The 21,770-nt window shown below is 52.9% G+C and carries 17 protein-coding genes; 9 read left to right on the top strand and 8 right to left on the bottom strand.

Going from position 1 to position 21,770, the window contains the following annotated elements; translation table 11 throughout:
• Positions 1-204: 204 nt before the first annotated feature.
• Both FCH32_RS17555 and gorA read left to right on the top strand, forming a co-directional pair.
• Positions 205-1,047 carry a 23S rRNA (adenine(2030)-N(6))-methyltransferase RlmJ gene (locus FCH32_RS17555; protein ID WP_096759184.1) on the top strand — a complete coding sequence of 281 codons (843 nt, stop codon included), beginning with the start codon at positions 205-207 and terminating at the stop codon, positions 1,045-1,047.
• Positions 1,048-1,151: 104 nt separating this feature from the next.
• On the top strand, positions 1,152-2,504 hold the full coding sequence (gene gorA / locus FCH32_RS17560; protein ID WP_115257229.1) for a glutathione-disulfide reductase: 1,353 nt from the start codon (positions 1,152-1,154) through the stop codon (positions 2,502-2,504).
• Between the two features lie 100 nt (positions 2,505-2,604).
• On the opposite strand, the gene FCH32_RS17565 is transcribed toward gorA, so the two are convergent.
• Positions 2,605-3,999 carry a cytochrome-c peroxidase gene (locus FCH32_RS17565; protein WP_115257228.1) on the bottom strand — a complete coding sequence of 465 codons (1,395 nt, stop codon included), beginning with the start codon at positions 3,997-3,999 and terminating at the stop codon, positions 2,605-2,607.
• A gap of 430 nt (positions 4,000-4,429) precedes the next feature.
• Here FCH32_RS17565 and FCH32_RS17570 point away from each other — a divergent pair, with 430 nt between their 5' ends.
• Positions 4,430-6,079: an alpha,alpha-trehalase gene (locus tag FCH32_RS17570; RefSeq protein WP_115257227.1), complete on the top strand. Its 1,650-nt coding sequence runs from the start codon at positions 4,430-4,432 to the stop codon at positions 6,077-6,079.
• Between the two features lie 30 nt (positions 6,080-6,109).
• Here FCH32_RS17570 and FCH32_RS17575 read toward each other — a convergent pair whose 3' ends face one another.
• The gene (locus tag FCH32_RS17575) at positions 6,110-7,699 is read right to left on the bottom strand and encodes an STY4199 family HEPN domain-containing protein (protein WP_117342503.1); all 1,590 of its coding nucleotides are present in this window, start codon (positions 7,697-7,699) and stop codon (positions 6,110-6,112) included.
• 178 nt (positions 7,700-7,877) lie between these two features.
• Between FCH32_RS17575 and FCH32_RS17580 the strand changes: the two genes are divergently transcribed.
• Entirely contained in the window at positions 7,878-8,417 is a 540-nt protein-coding gene (locus FCH32_RS17580) for a GNAT family N-acetyltransferase (protein WP_115259888.1), read from the top strand.
• 86 nt (positions 8,418-8,503) lie between these two features.
• Entirely contained in the window at positions 8,504-8,854 is a 351-nt protein-coding gene (locus tag FCH32_RS17585) for a glycoside hydrolase family protein (RefSeq protein WP_117342504.1), read from the top strand.
• An 18-nt stretch (positions 8,855-8,872) separates the two neighbouring features.
• Here the strand turns inward: FCH32_RS17585 and FCH32_RS17590 are convergent, their stop codons facing one another.
• Both FCH32_RS17590 and FCH32_RS17595 read right to left on the bottom strand, forming a co-directional pair.
• Entirely contained in the window at positions 8,873-9,475 is a 603-nt protein-coding gene (locus tag FCH32_RS17590; RefSeq protein ID WP_115257224.1) for a helix-turn-helix transcriptional regulator, read from the bottom strand.
• Positions 9,476-9,841: 366 nt separating this feature from the next.
• On the bottom strand, positions 9,842-10,600 hold the full coding sequence (locus FCH32_RS17595) for an SDR family NAD(P)-dependent oxidoreductase (protein WP_115257223.1): 759 nt from the start codon (positions 10,598-10,600) through the stop codon (positions 9,842-9,844).
• Positions 10,601-10,719: 119 nt separating this feature from the next.
• Here FCH32_RS17595 and FCH32_RS17600 point away from each other — a divergent pair, with 119 nt between their 5' ends.
• From FCH32_RS17600 to FCH32_RS17610, 3 genes are all read left to right on the top strand, one after another.
• Positions 10,720-11,619, top strand: coding sequence for a LysR family transcriptional regulator (locus FCH32_RS17600; RefSeq protein ID WP_115257222.1), 900 nt, complete (start codon positions 10,720-10,722; stop codon positions 11,617-11,619).
• A 47-nt stretch (positions 11,620-11,666) separates the two neighbouring features.
• Positions 11,667-12,695: an inner membrane protein YhjD gene (yhjD, locus tag FCH32_RS17605; RefSeq protein ID WP_115257221.1), complete on the top strand. Its 1,029-nt coding sequence runs from the start codon at positions 11,667-11,669 to the stop codon at positions 12,693-12,695.
• Positions 12,696-13,028: 333 nt separating this feature from the next.
• A complete protein-coding gene (locus FCH32_RS17610) occupies positions 13,029-14,351 on the top strand; it encodes an MFS transporter (RefSeq protein ID WP_115257220.1) in 1,323 nt (440 codons plus the stop codon).
• Between the two features lie 84 nt (positions 14,352-14,435).
• Here the strand turns inward: FCH32_RS17610 and FCH32_RS17615 are convergent, their stop codons facing one another.
• Together FCH32_RS17615 and pdeH are read right to left on the bottom strand one after the other, a co-directional pair.
• Positions 14,436-16,496, bottom strand: coding sequence for an AsmA family protein (locus FCH32_RS17615; protein ID WP_135911249.1), 2,061 nt, complete (start codon positions 16,494-16,496; stop codon positions 14,436-14,438).
• A 78-nt stretch (positions 16,497-16,574) separates the two neighbouring features.
• Positions 16,575-17,342 carry a cyclic-guanylate-specific phosphodiesterase gene (pdeH, locus tag FCH32_RS17620; RefSeq protein WP_096759173.1) on the bottom strand — a complete coding sequence of 256 codons (768 nt, stop codon included), beginning with the start codon at positions 17,340-17,342 and terminating at the stop codon, positions 16,575-16,577.
• A gap of 231 nt (positions 17,343-17,573) precedes the next feature.
• Here pdeH and kdgK point away from each other — a divergent pair, with 231 nt between their 5' ends.
• On the top strand, positions 17,574-18,503 hold the full coding sequence (kdgK, locus tag FCH32_RS17625; RefSeq protein ID WP_096759172.1) for a 2-dehydro-3-deoxygluconokinase: 930 nt from the start codon (positions 17,574-17,576) through the stop codon (positions 18,501-18,503).
• Positions 18,504-18,602: 99 nt separating this feature from the next.
• Here the strand turns inward: kdgK and FCH32_RS17630 are convergent, their stop codons facing one another.
• Complete coding sequence (locus FCH32_RS17630) at positions 18,603-20,096, bottom strand: M16 family metallopeptidase (RefSeq protein ID WP_115257218.1); 1,494 nt, start codon at positions 20,094-20,096, stop codon at positions 18,603-18,605.
• A 221-nt stretch (positions 20,097-20,317) separates the two neighbouring features.
• The gene (locus tag FCH32_RS17635; RefSeq protein ID WP_115257217.1) at positions 20,318-21,604 is read right to left on the bottom strand and encodes a dicarboxylate/amino acid:cation symporter; all 1,287 of its coding nucleotides are present in this window, start codon (positions 21,602-21,604) and stop codon (positions 20,318-20,320) included.
• Positions 21,605-21,770 lie beyond the last annotated feature (166 nt).

Consider the following 21,770-nt stretch of genomic DNA (forward strand, 5'->3'; position numbering starts at 1 on the left):
CTGTAGAAAAGAGTGAATGAAGCGCGCATCCGGCGCTGTGCATATTATTTGTAGAATGGGGTTAAGTGTAGAGGATTTCAATGCCAGGCGTTGCGCTTTCGCGGCAGTGACGACTTTTCTGTATACTGTGGCGATACGCTCTATTTTCGCCCGATGGCACGCAGCTTATCGGGCCTACGTTTACAACCTGGAACACGTTTACCCATGCTCAGTTATCGCCACAGCTTTCACGCTGGCAACCACGCCGACGTCCTTAAACACACGGTTCAGAGCCTGATCATCGAGTCGCTCAAAGAGAAAGATAAACCGTTTCTCTATCTGGACACCCACGCCGGTGCGGGCCGTTATCAGCTGAGCAGTGAACGTGCTGAACGTACCGGTGAGTATCTGGAAGGCATCGCCCGCATCTGGCAGCAGGACGACCTGCCGGCAGAACTCGAGCCGTACATCAGCGTAGTGAATCATTTCAACCGTAGCGGTCAACTGCGCTACTACCCAGGCTCTCCGCTGATTGCCCGCCAGCTGCTGCGCGCGCAGGACAGCCTGCAGCTAACCGAACTGCACCCGAGCGATTTTCCGCTGCTGCGCTCCGAATTCCAGAAAGATGAGCGCGCGCGCGTGGCAAAAGCCGACGGCTATCAGCAGTTGAAATCGAAATTACCACCCGTCTCCCGTCGCGGGTTGATCCTCATCGATCCGCCGTACGAAATTAAAACCGACTACCAGGCGGTAGTGGCCGGTATCCACGAAGGCTATAAGCGTTTCGCAACCGGCACCTATGCCCTGTGGTATCCGGTAGTCCTGCGCCAGCAAATCAAACGCATGACCAAAGAGCTGGAAGCGACCGGCATTCGCCGCATCCTGCAAATTGAGCTGGCGGTTCGTCCGGACAGCGATCAACGCGGCATGACGGCGTCCGGCATGATTGTGGTTAATCCACCGTGGAAGCTGGAACAGCAAATGAACAATGTGCTGCCATGGCTGCACCGCAAACTGGTTCCGGCGGGAACCGGACATACCTCGGTAAGCTGGATCGTACCGGAGTAATCGCAGCCATCGGTGGAACCTTTTTATTTCAGGTATACAATCGCGAATATTTTGGCGGAAGGCATAACGCTTCTCCGCCCTACAATGAACATGAAGGAGCGGTCATGACCAAACACTATGATTACATCGCTATCGGCGGCGGCAGCGGTGGTATCGCCTCCATTAACCGCGCGGCCATGTACGGTCAGAAATGCGCGTTGATTGAGGCCAAAGAACTGGGCGGTACCTGCGTCAACGTTGGCTGTGTACCGAAGAAAGTGATGTGGCATGCCGCACAGGTTCGTGAAGCGATCCATATGTACGGCCCGGACTACGGCTTCGATACCACCATCAATAAATTCGACTGGGACAAGCTGATTGCCACCCGTACCGCCTATATCGACCGCATTCACACCTCGTACGACAACGTACTGGGTAAAAATAATGTCGATGTGATCAAAGGTTTTGCCCGCTTCGTTGATGCCAAGACCATTGAAGTAAACGGTGAAACCATCACCGCCGATCATATTTTGATTGCCACAGGCGGCCGCCCGAGCCACCCGAACATTCCAGGCGTGGAATACGGTATTGATTCCGACGGTTTCTTTGAACTGCCGGCCCTGCCGAAGCGCGTTGCGGTAGTTGGTGCAGGTTACATCGCCGTTGAACTGGCTGGCGTGATTAACGGCCTGGGCGCAGAAACACATCTGTTCGTGCGTAAACACGCGCCGCTGCGCAGCTTTGACCCGATGATCGTCGACACGCTGGTTGAGGTAATGAATGCCGAAGGCCCGACCCTGCATACACACGCGATTCCAAAAGCGGTGGTTAAAAATGCAGATGGCAGCCTGACCCTGGAGCTGGAAGATGGTCGTAGCCAGACCGTGGATTGCCTGATCTGGGCGATTGGCCGTGAACCGGCAACCGATAACTTTAACCTGGCGGTTACTGGTGTGAAAACCAACGAAAAAGGCTACATCATCGTTGATAAATACCAGAACACTAGCGTTCCTGGGATTTACGCCGTGGGCGATAACACCGGTGCCGTTGAATTAACGCCGGTTGCCGTTGCCGCGGGTCGTCGCCTGTCCGAACGTCTGTTTAACAACAAGCCGGACGAGCATCTGGACTACAGCAACATCCCGACCGTGGTCTTCAGCCATCCGCCAATTGGCACCGTCGGCTTAACCGAGCAACAGGCGCGCGAGCAGCACGGCGATGATCAGGTGAAAGTGTATAAATCATCGTTTACCGCGATGTATACCGCTGTCACCACACACCGTCAGCCGTGCCGTATGAAGCTGGTGTGCGTGGGTCCGGAAGAGAAGATTGTCGGTATTCACGGCATCGGCTTTGGCATGGATGAAATGCTGCAGGGCTTTGCCGTGGCACTGAAAATGGGCGCAACCAAGAAAGACTTCGACAACACAGTCGCCATTCACCCGACGGCGTCGGAAGAATTTGTCACCATGCGTTAATACTATAAATGCCGGATGGCGGCTGATGCCTTATCCGGCCTACAAACACCGTAATATGTAGGCCAGATAAAGCATCAGTCGCCCTTCGGCATTGTATTAATTACTTATCCTGCATATACGGCGTATAGATCCCGTTGAGGCTTTCAAGGAACGCCACGATATCGTCGATATCTTTTTGCGGCAGTTCTTTGCCGACCTGATAACGCAGCATCAGTTTTACCGCGCCGTCGAGGGTTGGCACATCTCCCCGGTGGAAATAAGGCGCTGTCAGTGCAACGTTGCGTAATCCAGGGACTTTCTGGCGCAGCTTATCTCGTAATTCATTAGTGACGTTCATTCGACCAATATCTACGGCAGTGACCTCGCCAAAATTAAAGTCCTTTTTCAAGCCTAAGGGTTCAAATGAACGCCCGCCTAAAATAATACCGCCATGGCAGGTGGCACATTTATTTTCCTTAAATAATTGATAGCCATGTTTTTGCTGGGCCGTTAACGCGCTTTCATCACCCCGCAGCCATTTATCAAACGGTGCATTTGGCGTAATTAACGTCTTCTCAAACTCAGCAATCGCATCGGTAATATTGTCCCCGCTGAATCCCTGAGGATAAACGGTGATAAATTCTTGCTTCAGCACCGGGTCTTTATCTAACTTCTGGATAATTTCATCCCAGGATTTCGACGCCATTTCAATCGGGTTTAACGGTGGACCACCCGCCTGCGCCTGCAATGTTGGTGCGCGACCGTCCCAGAATTGTTCCACGTTAAAGACCGAGTTAAACACCGTCGGTGCATTAATCGGTCCAACGGCGCCACCGACACCGATTGACGTTTTCCTGCCATCCACACCACCTGCGTTTAAGGCATGGCAGTGTGCACAGGAGATCGTGCTGTCGCCAGAAATGCGCGGGTCATGATACAGCGTAAAGCCCAGCGCCACTTTGCGGGCATCAGTCGGAATACTTTCCGGTATTGGCTGTACGGGCTCATTGCGATGCTGCGTGGCGGTATCACGGCTGGCGTAGTACTGCTCACGTTGTTTGGCTACCCAGCCAAGAATGTCTTCTCGCTCAGCATCGCTGACCTTACCGGCCCAGTGCAGCGCGGTATAACGCGTTGGTGGCATGGTGTCATACTGCATCACCCATTCAATTTTATTCAAATCACTTTGCGAAACGGGTTTATCCGCAACCAGCGCGGCACGAACAGCTTCAAGATTGAATGATTTGTATCCTAATTGAATGTCATAATTCATCAATTGTTTAGCGACGGGAAAGGAAGAATAGAAAGGTAATTCAGCTGAAGGCGTGTGACAATAATCACATCCCTTTTCGCGTAAAAATCCTAATACCTTATTATTGGCTTCCAGCGTAGAGGCCTGAACATCAGCCTGTTTGCTACGTTGATTATCGTGATACCACACATAACCGGATAATCCAAAATAACAAATTACGATGCCTGTTATGGCAATCGCGGTAAGACGGGTAATGATTTTCATTATTTTACCCTCACCGTTGTGAGTTATTGTGACCCAGAAAATTGAAATAATAAATGCGCAGTCTTTGTCAGACTTGACCATCATAGAAAATAAGTGGAGTATTATTTTGATAAGTATCAATCAATTACATGGGCCAGAACTATCATTAGAATAGCCTGCACCTATTACAGGGATCGGATGTTAGCTGATTCTGTTCACACCTCGTTGCAATCGAATGTTCTGAAAATGGAAAATATACAGATCGCACAAGACCAGTAATTCTTCATTATTATCATTAAGATAGTTTTATTTTTTAAATATTAAAAAACATAAGAACGTGATCAACCGCACGCTTTACTCACCCGACACCGAAGCGAATGTCTACGCTTAACAGACAGCCGGGCAATAGCCGTTTCCTTTCACCATCTCTTTACCGGAGGTCTTTCTCATTATGCTCAACCAGAAACTACCCCACGCCCCTTCAGAAGAACTGACGATCGACCTCGATCTGCTTTATGAAATGGATCCGTGCGAGTTAAAGCTGGATGAAATGATTGAGGCAGAGCCTGAGCCGGAGATGATTGAAGGGCTGCCTGCCTCAGATGCGTTAACGCCCGCCGATCGTTACCTCGAACTGTTCGAACACGTTCAGTCGTCAAAGCTGTTTGCCGACAGCAAAACCTTCCCCGACTGCGCGCCCAAAATGGACCCGCTGGACATTCTAATCCGCTATCGCAAGGTTAAGCGGCACCGGGACTTTGACCTGCAGCGCTTTGTTGAGAACCATTTCTGGCTCCCCGAGACCCCGTCGAGTGAGTACGTTTCCAACCCGCAGGACTCTCTGAAAGAGCATATTGACCAGCTGTGGCCAGTGCTGACACGCGAACCGCAGGATCACATTCCCTGGTCCTCGCTGCTGGCGCTGCCGCAGTCATATATTGTGCCAGGCGGACGTTTTAGCGAAACCTACTACTGGGATTCCTACTTCACTATGCTCGGTCTGGCGGAGAGCGGTCGGGGGGATCTGCTGAAATGTATGGCGGATAACTTTGCCTGGATGATTGAAAACTATGGCCATATCCCGAACGGTAATCGGACCTACTACCTGAGTCGCTCTCAGCCGCCGGTGTTTGCACTGATGGTGGAACTGTTTGAAGAAGATGGCGTGCGCGGCGCGCGGCGTTATCTGGATCATCTCAAAATGGAATACGCGTTCTGGATGGATGGCGCAGATTCCCTGGCGTTAAACCAGGCGTACCGTCATGTCATCAGAATGCCAGATGGCTCTCTGCTCAACCGTTATTGGGACGATCGTGATACCCCGCGCGATGAATCGTGGATCGAAGACGTCGAAACGGCCAAGCATTCTGGCCGGCCGCCGAATGAGGTGTATCGGGATTTGCGTGCCGGTGCGGCTTCCGGCTGGGATTACTCCTCACGCTGGCTGCGCGATGCGGGCCGCCTTGCCAGCATCCGCACCACCCAGTTCATCCCCATTGATCTCAACGCCTTCCTGTACAAACTGGAAAGCACCATTGCAAACATTTCGGCACTGAAAGGCGATCGCGAAACCGAGGCTCTGTTTCGCCAGAAAGCCACCAACCGCCGCGCCGCCGTGGACCACTTTCTATGGGATGATGAAAACGGCTGTTATCGGGATTATGACTGGCGACGCGAAGAGATGGCCCTCTTCTCCGCCGCCAGTATCGTGCCGCTGTATGTCGGTATGGCAACCCATGCACAAGCCGACCGCCTCGCTAATGCCGTACGCAGCCGTCTGTTAACCCCCGGGGGTATTATGGCGACGGAATACGAAACCGGTGAACAGTGGGATAAACCCAACGGCTGGGCACCGCTGCAGTGGATGGCGATTCAGGGCTTCAAGCTGTACGGTGACGACCACCTGGGAGATGAGATTGCCCGCAACTGGTTGAAAACGGTTAACCTTTTTTATCAGGAGCACCATAAGCTTATCGAGAAGTACCATATCGCCGACGGCACGCCACGTGAAGGCGGCGGCGGCGAGTACCCGTTGCAGGATGGCTTTGGCTGGACCAACGGCGTCGTGCGCCGATTAATCGGTCTCTACGGCGAGCCGTAACGGTCTGACAGGACGTTGCTCATCAGGCCGTCAGTTAATGGCGTCATACAGCGCGGTATGAATTTTCTGCCATTTCTTGTTTTCGGCGTTTGGCTCCGCGCGAGCGCGTCGTTCGGCTTGCTCGGCGTCATACCGTTGGCGCGCGACAACGTCCGGTTTAGCACAAAAACTTTGCAGATAGCTTTTATGCAGCGACGTCAGCGATGCGCCGTTCGACATCGCATGACTTAGCGTACTCATAAACTGCTGACAGGGCTGGGTTTCATCCATCTGCGAGGGATAGCGCAACAACAGCTTCAGCACAGCAGTATTGCCCGCAGAGAACGCCTGCTCCGTCCACGCCAGCTTCCAGTCCATCCCGCCTTGTAAAAACAATGACGTAATGCGGGTATCATTGCGATCGATAGCCGCCCGCATGGTAAACGCATCCCACGAAATGCCCATGCGGGTCACGGCTTCCCGTGCGGAAGGAGCATCACGTCGCGGTTCCTCTTGTATGATTTCAACCGATTGACCGGCGGTCACCCGCGGCGCAGGCGAGCTAAATAACCAGAATGCGCCCAGCGATATTGCCAGCACCATCGCGCCAACGGCGACCCACAGCATGTTGGAAATCAGCTGCTCACGCTCTTCAGCCGTACGCTGCGCTCGCTTTTCTGGTGGGTCAATGCTGTCGGCAATTTCGTGTTTATCATCCCCGGTCTGTTCAGCCTTTTGCTTTGCCGTTTCCCAGAACTGGCGAACGAGACCCTCATCAGATTCCAGATACGATGCGGGATTGATGCGGACACGACGTTCTTCAAACGCCCGCTGCACGGGGTGGGTAATTTGTCGGTACTGATACTTTAACAACATCAGCTGTACCGAGGTCAGCGGCTGCTGAGCAATGACGCTATTACGTGCTATCCGGCAATCATCAAGAAACATGCGCAGCGTTAAGCGCGGTTCGACAAACAGCGTGAGTACCGAAGTGTCATTAAAAATCTGGGTAAAGTGGCGCACGAACAGTTTCTTATCGACCACCATCAGCGCCAGCTCGCTAAACAACATGCCGTCCAGCGCATCACGCCCCTCACCCAGCTTAAGCCAGCGGCGTAGCCTGTCAGCACCGAAGTGCTGTTTCAGGAAGCTGTTGAGCGGATGCTGGTCCGGCCATACCCTTGCGACAAGGGCTTTGAGGGTTAACTCTATAGCACGAAGTTGGCTCTGCGCTTGCAGCTGCGCCTCCTGTCCTCCACTTTCAATATCGGTTTGATAGTGCAGGATCGGCTGAAGCTGGCGCAGTTGCTCCAGAGACGCGACAAAACGCAGCGCAGAAATGAGCTGGTTTTCACTGACATCCTGACCACTTTCATACTGGGGAACGTTTTGCTGAAGATGGCGTAACCGCAGGGTGAACTGGCTTAATTGCGCATCGTTCATCTGCAATCGTCTGGCTACCGCCCCCCAGCCACCCAGATTCAGGCGAGCCTGGTCGAGCTGTTCCAGAAACCAGCGCGGGTCTTTTCCCTCTGCAACATGCACACCTAACAACAACAGGATTTCCACCGATGCCTGGCGGATGATCCCCAAACAGTGTTCAAATGGCGTACATGTCGCCGGTAATGCGCTATTGGTCATTATCATCCCTAAAAGGGCCGCAACGGTACGGCCTCACAATGGTCTTTATTGCTCTTTTTATAAACGCGACGCCGTATTAAAACGGGCCGGTGCAAACTGAAATACATTCATATAACAAATGAATGTGTTTTACAGTGATGACCTCGTAATCATTGAAAATTATCCAGGAGATAAGCCTGTGCCCGTGTTAAAAACACCACGACTGACCTGCCGCCCGCTGACGGCGTCTGATTGGGATTTTTTCTTAGCATTACAGCAGGATCCTAGCGTAATGCACTATGTCTCCGATGCGCGCTCTGAACAAGACGTACGGACAATATTCGACTCGCGTTTAGCCGAATGGTCTCCCGGAAGCCCACACTGGCTATGCCTGGTCATGTGCGATAACGACTCGGGAACGCCGCTCGGCGTCACCGGATATGTTCACGAAAATAATGAGTGTGCCGAAGTGGGGTTTCTGCTCGCGCCCGAAGCGCAAGGTAAAGGCTATGGCGCGGAGTCTTTGCATGCCGTGTGTGATTTCGCGTTTACAACCGGCGGGCTACACCGTATGACGGCCTGCGTCACCGCCGGCAATTATGCGTCTCGACGTCTGCTGGAAAAGACGGGATTTATTCTCGAAGGTACACTGCGCGAAAGCTATTGGCTGCATCAAACCTGGCACGATGACTGGATTTTCGGCCTGTTAAAGCACGAATATCCGCTCCGCGCGTCATAAGGCGTCTTACTGAAAAAACGGGCTGTATGGCAGGTACCATAACGGAAGGTTTGCTCTAGAATGGTTCTCTTTGCAGAGAAATCAGTATGTACCGCCATTCATCACATTTTACGCCCGCCTGTATCGCCTTTATTAAACAAGGACAGGGATTGTCGCTGGAAAAATATCAGGATGAACGCGGGGTCTGGGTCATTGGCTACGGGCATGAAATCACCGTAGGTGAAACCTTCACGAGCCAAATTTCAGTAGCACAGGCAGAAACGCTGCTGCTCATGGATCTCTACGCTTGCGAGGAATTAATCCAGGCGAAATTGCCGCAACTGAACGATCTGTTTCAGCTGGAAGCATTAATTGCGTGGATGTTTAGCGTGGGGATAACCCGGTTTTGCGCATCAGAAATGTGGCCTGCTCATATTTCACAGCCAGAGACGATCTGACTGTGAAATAAGCGTTGATTAATGTACTTCGTTTAACATCATCGCCGCCTGGGTACGGTTTTTTACCTCCAGACGCTGATACAGCGACTCCAGATGCGCTTTTACCGTCCCGGTGCTGATATTTAACAGACGACCAATTTGTTTATTGGACTCCCCTGCAGCGAGCATGGTCAAGATCTCGCGCTGACGCGAACTTAGTGCTTTTATATTTTGGCTACCGCACGCGGTTGGAGTTAAGCAATCTCTGGGATAAAACATCATGCCCATTGCCACGCTATTGAGCGCCAGCGCGAATGTTTCTGCGTCAGCTTCGCGCGGCACAATGGCCAGCACGTTTAACTGTGTCACCTCCTGCAGCCATTTTTTACGGCAATCTGTGGCGGTGATCAGTACTTTTACCGTCGCATAGCGTTGCGCGAGTTGTTGGAGCAGTTCACGGCAAAACTCACTACCAAGATCGCCATCAAGCATAACCAACGCATTGGGATTGTCTTCCAGCTTTTGCCAAAGATCATCTGCCTGACTGACACCCTGAACATCCACTCCTGGAAGATTTTCTTGTAAACTGACATTCATTCCATGAATAAATATTGACTGCCTGTCAAACATTATTACCTGCATTACTTCTCTCCGTCTGAATAAGATATTGGCCTTAACACGCGGAAGGGTATTACCCATGGGGTAAAATAAGAACTCACCATTTGGCAGGGGCCATTCTACCGATGAAAGAAGAAGAGAGAAGCAGAAGTTATGAATAGTTACAGCTCAAACAAAAGGATTACATAAAGAGGTCATATAAAGACTCTGAATTAAGGAATTCCTTATTATTAGCGCACGCCTCTCGCCAAGTAATATTAATTAATCAGAGTCTATGTTTTTCACCAAAAATAAGGAACATGGCATATCAGGGAAATATGTTACAAAAAATAATATAGCATGAAGTGCTTATTTAATCGGAGTCAGTGATCGAATAAGCACGGGACGGGTTTACAGGAACATCCCGCCAGAGACCTCAATGCGCTGCGCGGTCATCCACGCCAGGTCATCACTAAGCAACGCAGCGATGGCATCACCAATATCATCCGGCAGCCCGACACGTCCCAATGCGGTTTGCGAGGCAATATATGCATTCAGCTGCGCATTGTCCCGCACGCTCCCGCCGCCAAAATCGGTTTCAATCGCGCCGGGCGCAATAATGTTCGCCGTAATACCGCGCTCCCCCAACTCTTTTGCCTGATAGCGGGTCAGCACTTCCATCGCGCCTTTCATGGCGGCATAGGCGCTGTAGCCTGGCAGGGCAAAACGCGACAGCCCGGTCGACACATTGAGGATCCTGCCCCCTTGGTTTATCAGCGGCAACAGGCTCTGCGTCAGGAAAAAAGGCCCTTTAAACTGGATGTTCAAAAGCTGGTCAAACTGCGCTTCGGTGAAGGCAGAATACGGCGCAGTTATGCCGATCCCGGCGTTGTTCAATAAATAATCAAACATCGTACATTGCCACTGGGTTTGCAGCGTCTCCTGCATTTGTTCAACAAAGCGCGGAAACGTTGAAATATCGCCGACATTCAGCGGCAATGCTGCTGCTTTGCCGCCAAGTTGGTGAATATCATCCACCACCTGTTGAGCTTCTTTTTCATTGCTGTTCCACGTCAGAATGATGCCCATTCCTTTACTCGCCAGCTTAAGCGCCGCGTTTTTCCCCAGTCCACGACCGCCGCCGGTCACCAATACAATACGTTGCGTCATAAGAAACCTCATTTCAGGCGTTGTGAAGATTGAGATAAAGCTTATTAGGTGTTAGAAAAACAATAAATATGTCGAATTGCGCATTACTGTTTCCTTGGGAACAACAATAGGGCAGAGAGATGGATAAAATTCACGCAATGCAGTTGTTCCTCCGCGTCGCAGAACTGGAGAGTTTTTCGCGTGCGGCCGACACCCTCGGACTGCCTAAGGGAAGCGTATCGCGACAAATCCAGGCGCTGGAAAATCATCTGGGTACCCAGTTGCTGCATCGCACCACCCGTCGCGTTCAACTGACCCAGGACGGGATGATCTATTACGAACGTGCGAAAGATCTGTTGAGCAATCTGGATGAGCTGGACGGACTTTTTCATCACGATCCCACCAGCATCAGCGGTAAACTGCGGATCGATATGCCGGTTGGTGTGGCCAGAAATCTGGTGATGCCCCGCCTGCCTGCCTTTTTGCATCAGTATCCGGGACTTGAGCTAGAACTCAGCAGCAGCGACCGTCTGGTGGATTTAATCCGTGAGGGTTTCGACTGCGTGGTGCGCGTGGGTGCGCTGAAAGATTCAGGGCTGATTGCCCGCCCGCTGGGGAAATTAACGCAGATTAACTGCGCCAGCCCACAGTATCTGGCCCGTTTTGGTTATCCCGAAAGTCTGGACGATTTGGCCTCGCATGCGGTGGTGCATTACGCGGTAAATCTGGGTACCCGTTCGCAGGGCTTTGAAATAGCGACCGACAACGGGCCCCGCTGGATAAAAACCGGCGGCATGCTGACGGTGAACAGTACCGAAACCTATCATGCGGCCTGTCTTGCCGGGTTGGGCATCATTCAGGTCCCACGCGTGGGTGTACGTGAGGCATTGCGCGCCGGTACGCTGGTTGAAGTCTTACCGCAGTATCGCGCCGAACCGATGCCGGTTTCTCTGCTGTATCCACATCGCCGTAATCTCTCCCGCCGGGTCCACCTGTTTATGGAATGGCTGACCGGCGTGATGAAAGACTATGTGGACTGACGCGCTATACTGTCCTGTGAATGCACAGAATAAGGACTACCGCCCTGATGACGCAGGAAAAAGATGTAAAACGCCCCATTCAGGAACTTGAGCACGCGCCGATCGCCAAAATTGACACCCCAGAGCGTGACCAGACAGAAACCAACAATAAGACCCATCAGGCGCTGAAAACAGCCCTGACTCTGGCGGAACGCGTTCAACGCCAGCCCATGATCGCCCACCTTATCCGCGCCGCAGAACGTTTTAATGACCGGATGGGAAACCAGTTTGGCGCGGCAATCACCTATTTCTCGTTCCTGTCGATGATCCCTATCCTGATGGTATCGTTCGCTGCCGCCGGTTTTATTCTCGCGTCGCACCCCACGTTATTGCAGGATATCTTCAGTAAAATCCTGGCCAACGTCAGCGATCCGACGCTGGCATCCACGCTGAAAAACACCATCAATACCGCCGTTCAGCAACGTACCACCGTCGGGCTGGTCGGGCTGGGTATCGCCCTTTACTCCGGGGTTAACTGGATGGGAAACCTGCGCGAGGCCATTCGCGCCCAGTCGCGTGATGTCTGGGAACGCACGCCGCAGGATCAGGAGAAAATCTGGGTCAAATATCTGCGCGATTTTGTCTCGCTGATTGGATTACTGATTGCGCTGATTGTCACCCTGTCAATTACCTCCATCGCCGGTTCCGCCCAGCAGATGATAATCTCGGCCCTGTACCTCGATGGTATTGACTGGCTGAAACCCGCCTGGCGACTGATCGGCCTGGCGATCTCTATTTTCGCCAACTATCTGTTGTTCTTCTGGATTTTCTGGCGACTCCCGCGTCATCGCCCACGTAAGAAGGCGCTCATTCGCGGTACCTTTATTGCGGCCTTTGGCTTTGAAGCAATCAAAATTATTATGACTTACACGCTGCCGTCGCTGGTGCAATCCCCGTCAGGCGCGGCGTTTGGCTCGGTATTAGGTCTAATGGCTTTCTTCTACTTCTTCGCCCGTTTGACCCTGTTCTGCGCCGCCTGGATAGCCACCGCAGAATACAAAGACGACCCGCGGATGCCGGGGAAAACGCACCGCTAATCTTCGTTAACTGCCGGATGGCGCTACGCTTATCTGCCCTACTGGTGAGTTTTGTAGGCCGGATAAGCGTAGCGCCATCCGGCAATTATAATGCCGCCCGCTCTCACTGATTCAGTGAATAAATCCAACCAGTAACTTTTATTTAACCAAAAACCAGTTTTATCATCCAAGTTTTAAATTATGTGAAGCATTTCATAGAAGAGAAATCTTCGGCCTAAACATTATCCCCTTTTTGCCCGATTTTTGACCAAGCGCAACGTTTGTTACAGATTGAAATGTCTCTTTTGCTGTGCGTAATATGACCGTTCGTTCGACAAAAAATAAGAAAATATTATGCAAGCAACCGCCACAACGCTCGACAACGAACAGGAACACACCCCGGTCAATTCGCGCAATAAAGTCGTCGTCGCCTCACTCATCGGTACCGCCATTGAGTTCTTCGACTTCTATATTTACGCGACCGCCGCGGTGATCGTTTTCCCCCATATCTTCTTCCCGCAGGGCGACCCGGCGGCGGCCACGCTGCAGTCTCTCGCCACCTTTGCTATCGCCTTTGTGGCGCGGCCGATCGGCTCGGCGGTGTTCGGACATTTCGGCGACCGCGTCGGGCGTAAGGTCACGCTGGTTGCTTCGCTGCTGACCATGGGGATCTCGACGGTGATTATCGGCTTGTTGCCGGGTTATGCGTCGATTGGGATTTTCGCCCCGATCCTGCTGGCACTGGCGCGTTTTGGTCAGGGATTGGGTCTTGGCGGTGAATGGGGCGGTGCTGCATTGCTGGCCACAGAAAATGCCCCACCGCGCAAACGGGCGCTCTATGGGTCCTTCCCGCAGTTGGGCGCACCGATCGGCTTCTTCTTTGCCAACGGCACGTTTCTGCTGCTCTCCTGGCTGCTGACCGATGAGCAGTTTATGAGCTGGGGCTGGCGTGTACCGTTTATAGCCTCTGCGGTACTGGTGATTATCGGTCTGTACGTTCGCGTCTCACTGCATGAATCCCCGGTGTTCGCCAAAGTCGCGGCAGCGAAAAAGCAGGTCAAGATCCCGCTGGGAACCCTGCTGACAAAACATGTTCGCGTCACGATCCTCGGCACGTTTATCATGCTGGCGACCTATACGCTGTTCTATATCATGACCGTTTACTCAATGACCTTCAGTACCGCCGCCGCCCCTGTGGGCCTTGGTTTACCGCGTAATGAAGTCCTGTGGATGCTGATGATGGCGGTGATTGGCTTTGGCGTGATGGTCCCGGTTGCCGGACTGCTGGCCGACGCGTTTGGTCGTCGCAAGAGCATGCTCATCATCACCACGCTTATCATTCTGTTCGCCCTGTTCGCCTTTAAACCGCTGCTGGGTTCTGGCAATCCGTCGTTGGTCTTTGTCTTCCTGCTGCTGGGGCTGAGCCTGATGGGGCTGACATTCGGCCCGATGGGCGCGCTGCTGCCGGAGCTGTTCCCGACCGAAGTGCGCTACACGGGCGCGTCGTTCTCGTATAACGTTTCATCGATTCTCGGCGCGTCCGTGGCCCCCTACATCGCGGCATGGTTGCAAGGTAACTATGGTTTGCCGGCCGTCGGGATTTATCTGGCATCGATGGCCGCATTAACGCTGATCGCGCTGCTGTTAATCCACGAGACGCGTCATCAGTCGTTGTGATTCTTTTGCCGGATGGCGGTGTCACCACCTCATCCGGCCTACGTTGAGCATGAAATCCAGGCCGGGTAAACATCCGGCCAGACATCACTTCTTCATTTGCGACAAAATCGTCCGGCACTGATTAGCCTCACCTTCTGACGGTGAGATCAGTGCCAGCAGGGCGGCAGCCGGCGTGACGAGCGTTGCCAGTGCCGCGGCGACGGCCCCACGCGCAATCAACGGCCCTGCTTTCACTCCGGCCTGTGGATTTTTGAATGTCCCGCGAACATACAGCGGTGAACGCAGCGTAATAATACGAATGCCTTTACTCTCCGGATCGACGGTTAAATCCAGCTGTTCAGAGGCAAAACTCGCTGTTCCGGTAACATTGATAACCGCATTTTCGGTATCAAAAGCAAAAATTTGCGGGCGCGCAACGCCATTGACGATATCCAGATTCGCCGCCGCACAGTTCACTCGCACTTCGTCATCACCAAATATCTGTCCGACGATATAGTTGCCCAAATTCAGCCCCACTATTTCCATCAGGTTTCGACTGATCAACCCATCGTTCATCAACAACTTCAGGTTGCCATTACTGTTTCCGAGCAGCGCAGCCACCGAATTCCCGCTCCCGCGAAATTCGGCATCACCATTCATTTCACCGAGCGTTTTCTGCATCAGTTCCACATCCGGCATCAGCTCTTTCAGCTTCAGACGACGCGCCTGAATAGTCGCCCGGCCCTGCATCGGCTTTTTATCCCCTTCCAGATGAATGCGAGAGACGATGCTGCCTCCCGCCAGACCAAATTTCAGCGGCTGCAGTTGCAGGTCGGCATTGTTCAGGATGATATGGGCGGAGAGATCGCTTACCGGCAGGCTGCTGCCGTGCTCAATACGCCGTCCCTTGAAGCGCACATCGGCATCCATCACGTTCCATTTATCGGTTTCGAAACGGTCGTACGGCAAGACTTTATCCGCGGGCTGAACGCTCTTCTCGCCTTTACGCTGTTCAGATTGTTTGGCGCGTTGTGCACCTTTACCGGAATCCACGCCAATCAGCGGCCCTAAATCCGCCAGCCGCAGCTGGCGCGACTCAACGTCGCCTTCCAGTTTCGGGCGCGGCTGGCCGGTGGTGTAAGCCAGCGTGCCGTGAATATCGCTGTCGCCGATGCGGCCATTAAAGTCGCGATAACTAAATACGGCAGATTTCTCGCTGCCTATTTTGGCCACCAGCCGCCCGTCTGTTTCAAAGGGGGGAGTATCCGGCAGCAGAACGCCGGTCAAATCGTACAAATCCCCGAGCGAATCACCGGAGAATTTCAACTGAAGATCGACGCCGCCCATATTCATCGGGTCATTTACCGCACCGACAAAGGCCACCCGCGTATTAGCTGAACGGAAATCGGCCTGCACCGGGAACGGTGTGCCTTCGCCGCGTAACGCCAGCATTCCACCGATTTTTCCACTGCCGGTTAGCGGTTCACCGCGATACCGCCCCTGTGCCTTCAGGCCGAAAACGTAATCGCCAACGTTGGCACGCTTTTCTGTGCTTTTCGTTCCCGTCACTTCGCTAAAGGGCAACGGTTTGCCCAGCGGATCAACGACGATTTCAATCTCCGATTGGGTGATCTTATCGTTGATGGCGATACGTCCTTGATCGAACAAAATATTATCGAGTCGAAATGACCAGGCTGAAGGCGGGGTGTTGGGATCGGGGTTTTCACTCCCCGCGAGGGTAAAGGTCCAGTTGTTGTTTTTCTCCGACAGGCGAATAAGCCGCGCGTCCGGTTTCACCAGCTTAATCCACGGTAGCCAGACCGTTTTGGTCAGCAACGCCAGCGGCGCGAGCGTGGCTTCAACGCGCGGGAGATGCACCATGGTGATGTCAGGGATATCCGGCGGGTTGCCGAGGATAATATCCTCCGCATGAATGTGCGGCCACGGAACCCAGCTTCGCCAGCCGGTTTCCTGCTTCTGGCGTTCCCAGACGACGCCCAAATCACCGCGTATCGCGAACGGTCGGTTGAGTTCAGTAGAGACTTTCTGGTTGATGGTCGGTTTGAGCCGGTTCCAGTCAAATGTCGCAATCACGATGATGAGTACGACGATCAACAACAAGAAAACCCCTGATACTGCTGTGGTTATTTTGCCTGCTTTCGTCATCTTTTACCTCCTCACTTTCTTCCTTGCCTGTTCTAAAGATAGTCCAGCAGGGTTAAAAGGAGGCCGATGACGCCAACATCACAGCGACAATATCACCTCTTCAAGGGTATTCAGGGGAACCGGACGCGAGAGAAAATAGCCCTGCGCAGCGAACGCCGGTGAGTTTTGCACGTCGCGCCACTCTTCCAGTGTTTCCACACCTTCAACAATCACACCGCGGCAATAACGGTTCATCAACTGCAGCAGCAGTGTGAACAGGTTGCGGCCTTCCGGCGTCTGGCGCAGCATAATAAACAGATCCCGCGCTACCTTAATGTAGTCATAGCTGACTTCGCTCAGAGCGGAGAAATTCGCCATCCCGGTGCCAAAGTCATCCAGCCAAAGCGGACCAAACTCGCACATTGAGGCAAATGACGCTCCCTTCGGTAAACGAATATGCTCCACCAGTTCAAAGCGCAGCCACGGCAGGCATTCAATGATTTTCAGTATGTCGGGATCCTGGCGCATCGCCAGCAGCGTCGGGCCATCGACGTTCACCGACGCCAGCAGGTCGTGGGCTCTGAAAAAGTCGCTTTTCAGTTGGAGTTGCAGAAGCTGCTCTTTCACCACGTCAATACGATGACGTACGGCTATTTCGGCAAAATAGCGGTCCGGCGCAAGACGCTGGGCAGGATTGTCAGGATGGCTCACTACTGTCAGCAGTTCAACGGCCATCAGCCGCCCATTGGTCTGGTAAATCGGCTGGTAGGTGTAAGCACGCTCGCACTGCAGCCAATAGCGTCTCTCCAGCAAGCTCTCGATACTCGCATCAGGCGTAATTAGCTGCTGGGTAACCTGCTTTATCATCTGAGATGTCCTGTAAATAAGAGTGTGACTGACCGGACTCGTCAAAGGTTATCGGCGCTCGGGCGCAGAACTTTACGTTCAGCACATCGCAAAATAAAAACCAGGCAGCAAAAAAATTGCGCAGAATACGCGTTGGCTCAAAAAATTAATGGAACGATGTTTTAATATAGTTGACCACTTAACACCCACAGCGCACACTACCGTTAATTTTTTTCAGAGCAGGTTACGACTATGTCCAGCAAGATTGCCGTGATTGGCGAATGCATGATTGAACTGTCACAGAAAGGCGCAGACGTTCAGCGCGGTTTCGGTGGCGACACATTGAATACATCCGTTTATATCGCCCGTCAGGTCGATTCTGCGGCCCTTTCTGTACACTATGTCACGGCGCTGGGCACGGACAGTTTTAGCCAACAGATGCTGGAATCCTGGCATGGCGAAAACGTCGATACCTCATTAACGCAACGCATGGACAATCGCCTTCCGGGTCTCTATTACATTGAGACAGACAGCACCGGCGAACGTACCTTCTATTACTGGCGTAATGAAGCCGCGGCAAAATTCTGGCTGGAGAGTGAACAATCCGCCGCCATTTGCGAAGAGCTGGCGACGTTCGACTACCTGTACCTGAGCGGTATAAGCCTGGCGATCTTAAGCCCGACCAGCCGCGAGAAACTGCTGTCGCTGCTGCGCGAATGCCGCGCCAACGGCGGAAAAGTCATTTTTGACAACAACTACCGCCCGCGCTTGTGGAGCAGTAAAGAAGAGACGCAGCAGGTGTATCAGCAGATGCTGGAGTGCACCAATATCGCGTTCCTGACGCTGGATGATGAAGACGCGCTGTGGGGTGAAAAACCCGTTGCTGAGGTCATTGCCCGTACCCACGCGGCCGGTGTGCAAGAAGTAGTGGTGAAACGCGGCGCAGACTCGTGCCTGGTGTCTATCAATGGCGAAGAGCTCATTGATGTACCGGCGGTAAAACTGCCGAAAGAGAAAGTGATTGATACCACTGCCGCGGGCGACTCGTTCAGCGCCGGGTATCTGGCCGTACGCTTAACCGGTGGTGATGCCGCAGAAGCCGCCAAACGCGGTCATCTGACGGCCAGCACGGTGATTCAGCATCGCGGGGCGATTATTCCCCGCGACGCAATGCCGCAGTAACTTATTGTTCTTGTAGGCCGGATAAGGCGTTAACGCCGCATCCGGCATTGGGTACGCCGGGGGCGTTTCGCTTGCCCGGCCTACAGGTTACGATACCCTCTACTGTACTGGCGGAATATCCGTCACTTCAGGATGCGACTCATCGGTTTCAACCGACGCTGCCGCAGCGGCCACCGGCGCCATGATGGCATCCCACGTCGCCTGCAGATCCTTCATATTGAATTCCGGCTCACCCTTCGGCTGCAGCAGAATGAGTGCCATTTCTTGCGACAGTTGCTGGCGCAGGTCCTGATTCAACATTTCTACGGTCAGGCCATTGAGGAAGTTCTGGCGTAAACGCTGGTACTGTTCCGGCGCAATATCCACCACCTGATTTTGCAGCGAGCGCAGGCGCTGGCTGATTAAGATATCGGTATCGGTTCGGCCATAGGTGGCAAACAGCTTCTGCAGTTCCAGATTTTTTTGTGCCACCAGCGCGTTAAATTCATCTTCTGGCAGCCCCTTATCACGCACTTTCGCCAACTCACGCGCCACCGTACCCAGATTCGCATTCAGCTTATCATTCGGTGACTCAACGTTAATGGCGCACTGCGCACGCAGGAACAACACCCGACAGTCAAAGCCGAGGCCGATATCTTTCGCATTGTTTTTAGTAAGCGTCTGCTGAATGTGCCAGAACAGCGCTTCACGGGCTAAATCAGCACGCCAGTAGCGCAACAGCGCGGCAGATTCACGAATCGGTTGCCACGGCGTATCCCACATGATGGAGAGGCGATCCTGGCGTACCGCATCGGTCATAATGCTCACCGCTTCAGCGCGTAGCGGAGAAAGTGTCGGCACCGGTGCCGGAGTCTCACGTTTACCTTTTAATTCGCCGAAGGTTTTGTTGATTTGCTCTGCCACGTTACGTGCGTCAACGTTGCCGACGATAATCAGCGTCATGGCATCCGGGGTATACCATTTCTGGTAGAACGACTGGATTTTCTCAGCATCGACCGGGGTTTTCAGCGGATCGGCAGGATCGTGTCCCAGCAGCGTTGATCCTTTCAGTCGGTAGCGCCACCAGCCTTCTTTGGTGTCCACCGGCCAGGTTGTCACCATATCTTCGCTACTCAGCGCATGGTTGATGGTTTCTGGCGTGATGGTCAGCTTGCCGGAGATAGTCGCCAGATAAGAGAGCGACTCTTTCAGCAGGTCGTTACGGCTGTTGGGCAAGCTGAGGTTATACAGTGTGGAATCATAGGAAACGATAACAGGCGGCATGGGACGCTTGGGATCGAACCCCTGCTGCCACAGTGAACGGGCTTGCGTGGCATCAAGGCCACCGCTTTGCGTCAGCGCGATACGCGGGATCGCATGGCTGAAACCACTCTGTTGTGTATTTTCGGTGAGTGAACCGGTATTAACCAGCAGGCGAACCTCGATACGGTCGCTGGGGCGCTGGGGGGTGGCTAATACTTGCCACTGTAAACCGTTTGCCAGCGTACCCTGTTGCCACGCCGGGTCAGGCTGGAGCGCATCTGCCTGCACATAGCCGGCAGAGGCCATCATCAGCAAGCTGCCCGCTAAAAGTCGAATTTTTGTGCCCTGCATGTGAACCCCTGATCAACAATCCTGGTAATAAAAAGACAGCCCTGAACAGGACTCTCTGAATATGACGTTAAAACACTTCGTGTTAGACCGCGAAAACATAAAAATGTCACGGAAGAAGTGAAAAAATCCCGAAGCCATCGGATCGACGGCTTCAGGTACAGGGGGTAATTATGCGCAGGAGCCCGTAGCCCTACAAGGGACTACGGGCAGAAGTGACGAGATTAAGAGGATAAATCGTGCGTTTTGCCATCCTGCGCACGGTTATTCAGCGTGTCATCCAGCTTTTTGGTATCCAATTCTTTCACCCACTTAGCCACAACGACCGTGGCCACACCGTTACCAATCAGGTTGGTCAGCGCACGGGCTTCAGACATAAAGCGGTCAATACCGAGAATCAACGCCAGACCGGCAATCGGTAAATGGCCCACAGCGGAGATCGTCGCCGCCAGGACAATGAAGCCACTTCCGGTGACACCCGCAGCCCCTTTCGAGGAGAGCAGCAGCACCACCAACAAGGTTATCTGATGGAAGATATCCATATGACTGTTCGTGGCCTGAGCGATAAACACCGCCGCCATCGTCAGATAGATCGAGGTCCCATCAAGGTTAAACGAGTAACCGGTTGGAATAACCAGCCCGACCACCGACTTCCGACAGCCCAGTTTTTCCATCTTATCAAGCATACGCGGCAGCGCGGACTCGGAAGATGATGTCCCCAGAACGATCAGCAATTCTTCACGGATATAGCGGATGAACTTGAAGATGCTAAAGCCGGTTGCACGAGCAATAGACCCCAGCACCACCACCACAAACAGAATACAGGTGATGTAGAAGCAGATAATCAACTGCCCCAGCTGTACCAGCGTACCGACGCCATATTTACCGATGGTAAAGGCCATGGCCCCGAAAGCACCGATTGGCGCCAGGCGCATGATCATATTGATGATGCCGAAAATGACCTGCGAGAAGCTTTCAATCACGTTGAAAATCATTTGGCCTTTGCTGCCCAGACGGTGCAGCGCGAAACCAAACATCACCGCGAACAGCAATACCTGCAGGATGTTGCCGCTGGCGAACGCGCCAATGACGCTACCTGGGATAATATCCATCAGGAAGCCCACAATCCCCTGGTCTTTTGCCTGCTCAGCGTAAATCGCGACAGCTTTGGCATCCAGCGTGGCCGGATCAACGTTCATCCCGGCACCGGGTTGCACCACGTTGACAATGATAAGACCGATGATCAGCGCAATCGTACTGACTACTTCAAAATAAAGCAGTGCAACCGCACCCGTGCGGCCTACTGCTTTCATACTTTCCATGCCTGCAATGCCGGTAACGACAGTACAGAAGATGACGGGAGCGATGACCATCTTAATGAGCTTAACGAACGCGTCGCCAAGCGGTTTCATTTGGGCGCCCAATTCAGGGTAGTAATGGCCAAGGAGAATACCGATGGCAATCGCTGTCAGGACCTGAAAGTAAAGGCTTTTGAATATTGAGGTTTTCATAGGGTGTCCTTAAAGTAAAAACCACAGGTCTTGTAAGGTTTTATTTAACCTGCGGCCCTAAAGTAACACCCACACAACATGACAGAAATGTACAAAGATCATAATTGATACAAAAATGTTAAAAATTTTGAGCTGGCTCGCACAAGCGCACCCTTTTTTAAGTTTT

Source organism: Citrobacter gillenii (assembly GCF_013337685.1).
GTDB lineage: Bacteria > Pseudomonadota > Gammaproteobacteria > Enterobacterales > Enterobacteriaceae > Citrobacter > Citrobacter gillenii.

Coding starts and splice junctions, on each gene's coding strand:
- kdgK (WP_096759172.1), top strand. CDS start 17,574: ATGTCCAGCAAGATTGCCGTGATTGGCGAATGCATGATTGAACTGTCA.
- FCH32_RS17610 (WP_115257220.1), top strand. CDS start 13,029: ATGCAAGCAACCGCCACAACGCTCGACAACGAACAGGAACACACCCCG.
- gorA (WP_115257229.1), top strand. CDS start 1,152: ATGACCAAACACTATGATTACATCGCTATCGGCGGCGGCAGCGGTGGT.
- FCH32_RS17630 (WP_115257218.1), bottom strand. CDS start 20,096: ATGCAGGGCACAAAAATTCGACTTTTAGCGGGCAGCTTGCTGATGATG.
- FCH32_RS17570 (WP_115257227.1), top strand. CDS start 4,430: ATGCTCAACCAGAAACTACCCCACGCCCCTTCAGAAGAACTGACGATC.
- FCH32_RS17635 (WP_115257217.1), bottom strand. CDS start 21,604: ATGAAAACCTCAATATTCAAAAGCCTTTACTTTCAGGTCCTGACAGCG.
- pdeH (WP_096759173.1), bottom strand. CDS start 17,342: ATGATAAAGCAGGTTACCCAGCAGCTAATTACGCCTGATGCGAGTATC.
- FCH32_RS17600 (WP_115257222.1), top strand. CDS start 10,720: ATGGATAAAATTCACGCAATGCAGTTGTTCCTCCGCGTCGCAGAACTG.
- FCH32_RS17555 (WP_096759184.1), top strand. CDS start 205: ATGCTCAGTTATCGCCACAGCTTTCACGCTGGCAACCACGCCGACGTC.
- FCH32_RS17565 (WP_115257228.1), bottom strand. CDS start 3,999: ATGAAAATCATTACCCGTCTTACCGCGATTGCCATAACAGGCATCGTA.
- FCH32_RS17615 (WP_135911249.1), bottom strand. CDS start 16,496: ATGACGAAAGCAGGCAAAATAACCACAGCAGTATCAGGGGTTTTCTTG.
- FCH32_RS17590 (WP_115257224.1), bottom strand. CDS start 9,475: ATGCAGGTAATAATGTTTGACAGGCAGTCAATATTTATTCATGGAATG.
- FCH32_RS17575 (WP_117342503.1), bottom strand. CDS start 7,699: ATGACCAATAGCGCATTACCGGCGACATGTACGCCATTTGAACACTGT.
- FCH32_RS17595 (WP_115257223.1), bottom strand. CDS start 10,600: ATGACGCAACGTATTGTATTGGTGACCGGCGGCGGTCGTGGACTGGGG.
- yhjD (WP_115257221.1), top strand. CDS start 11,667: ATGACGCAGGAAAAAGATGTAAAACGCCCCATTCAGGAACTTGAGCAC.
- FCH32_RS17585 (WP_117342504.1), top strand. CDS start 8,504: ATGTACCGCCATTCATCACATTTTACGCCCGCCTGTATCGCCTTTATT.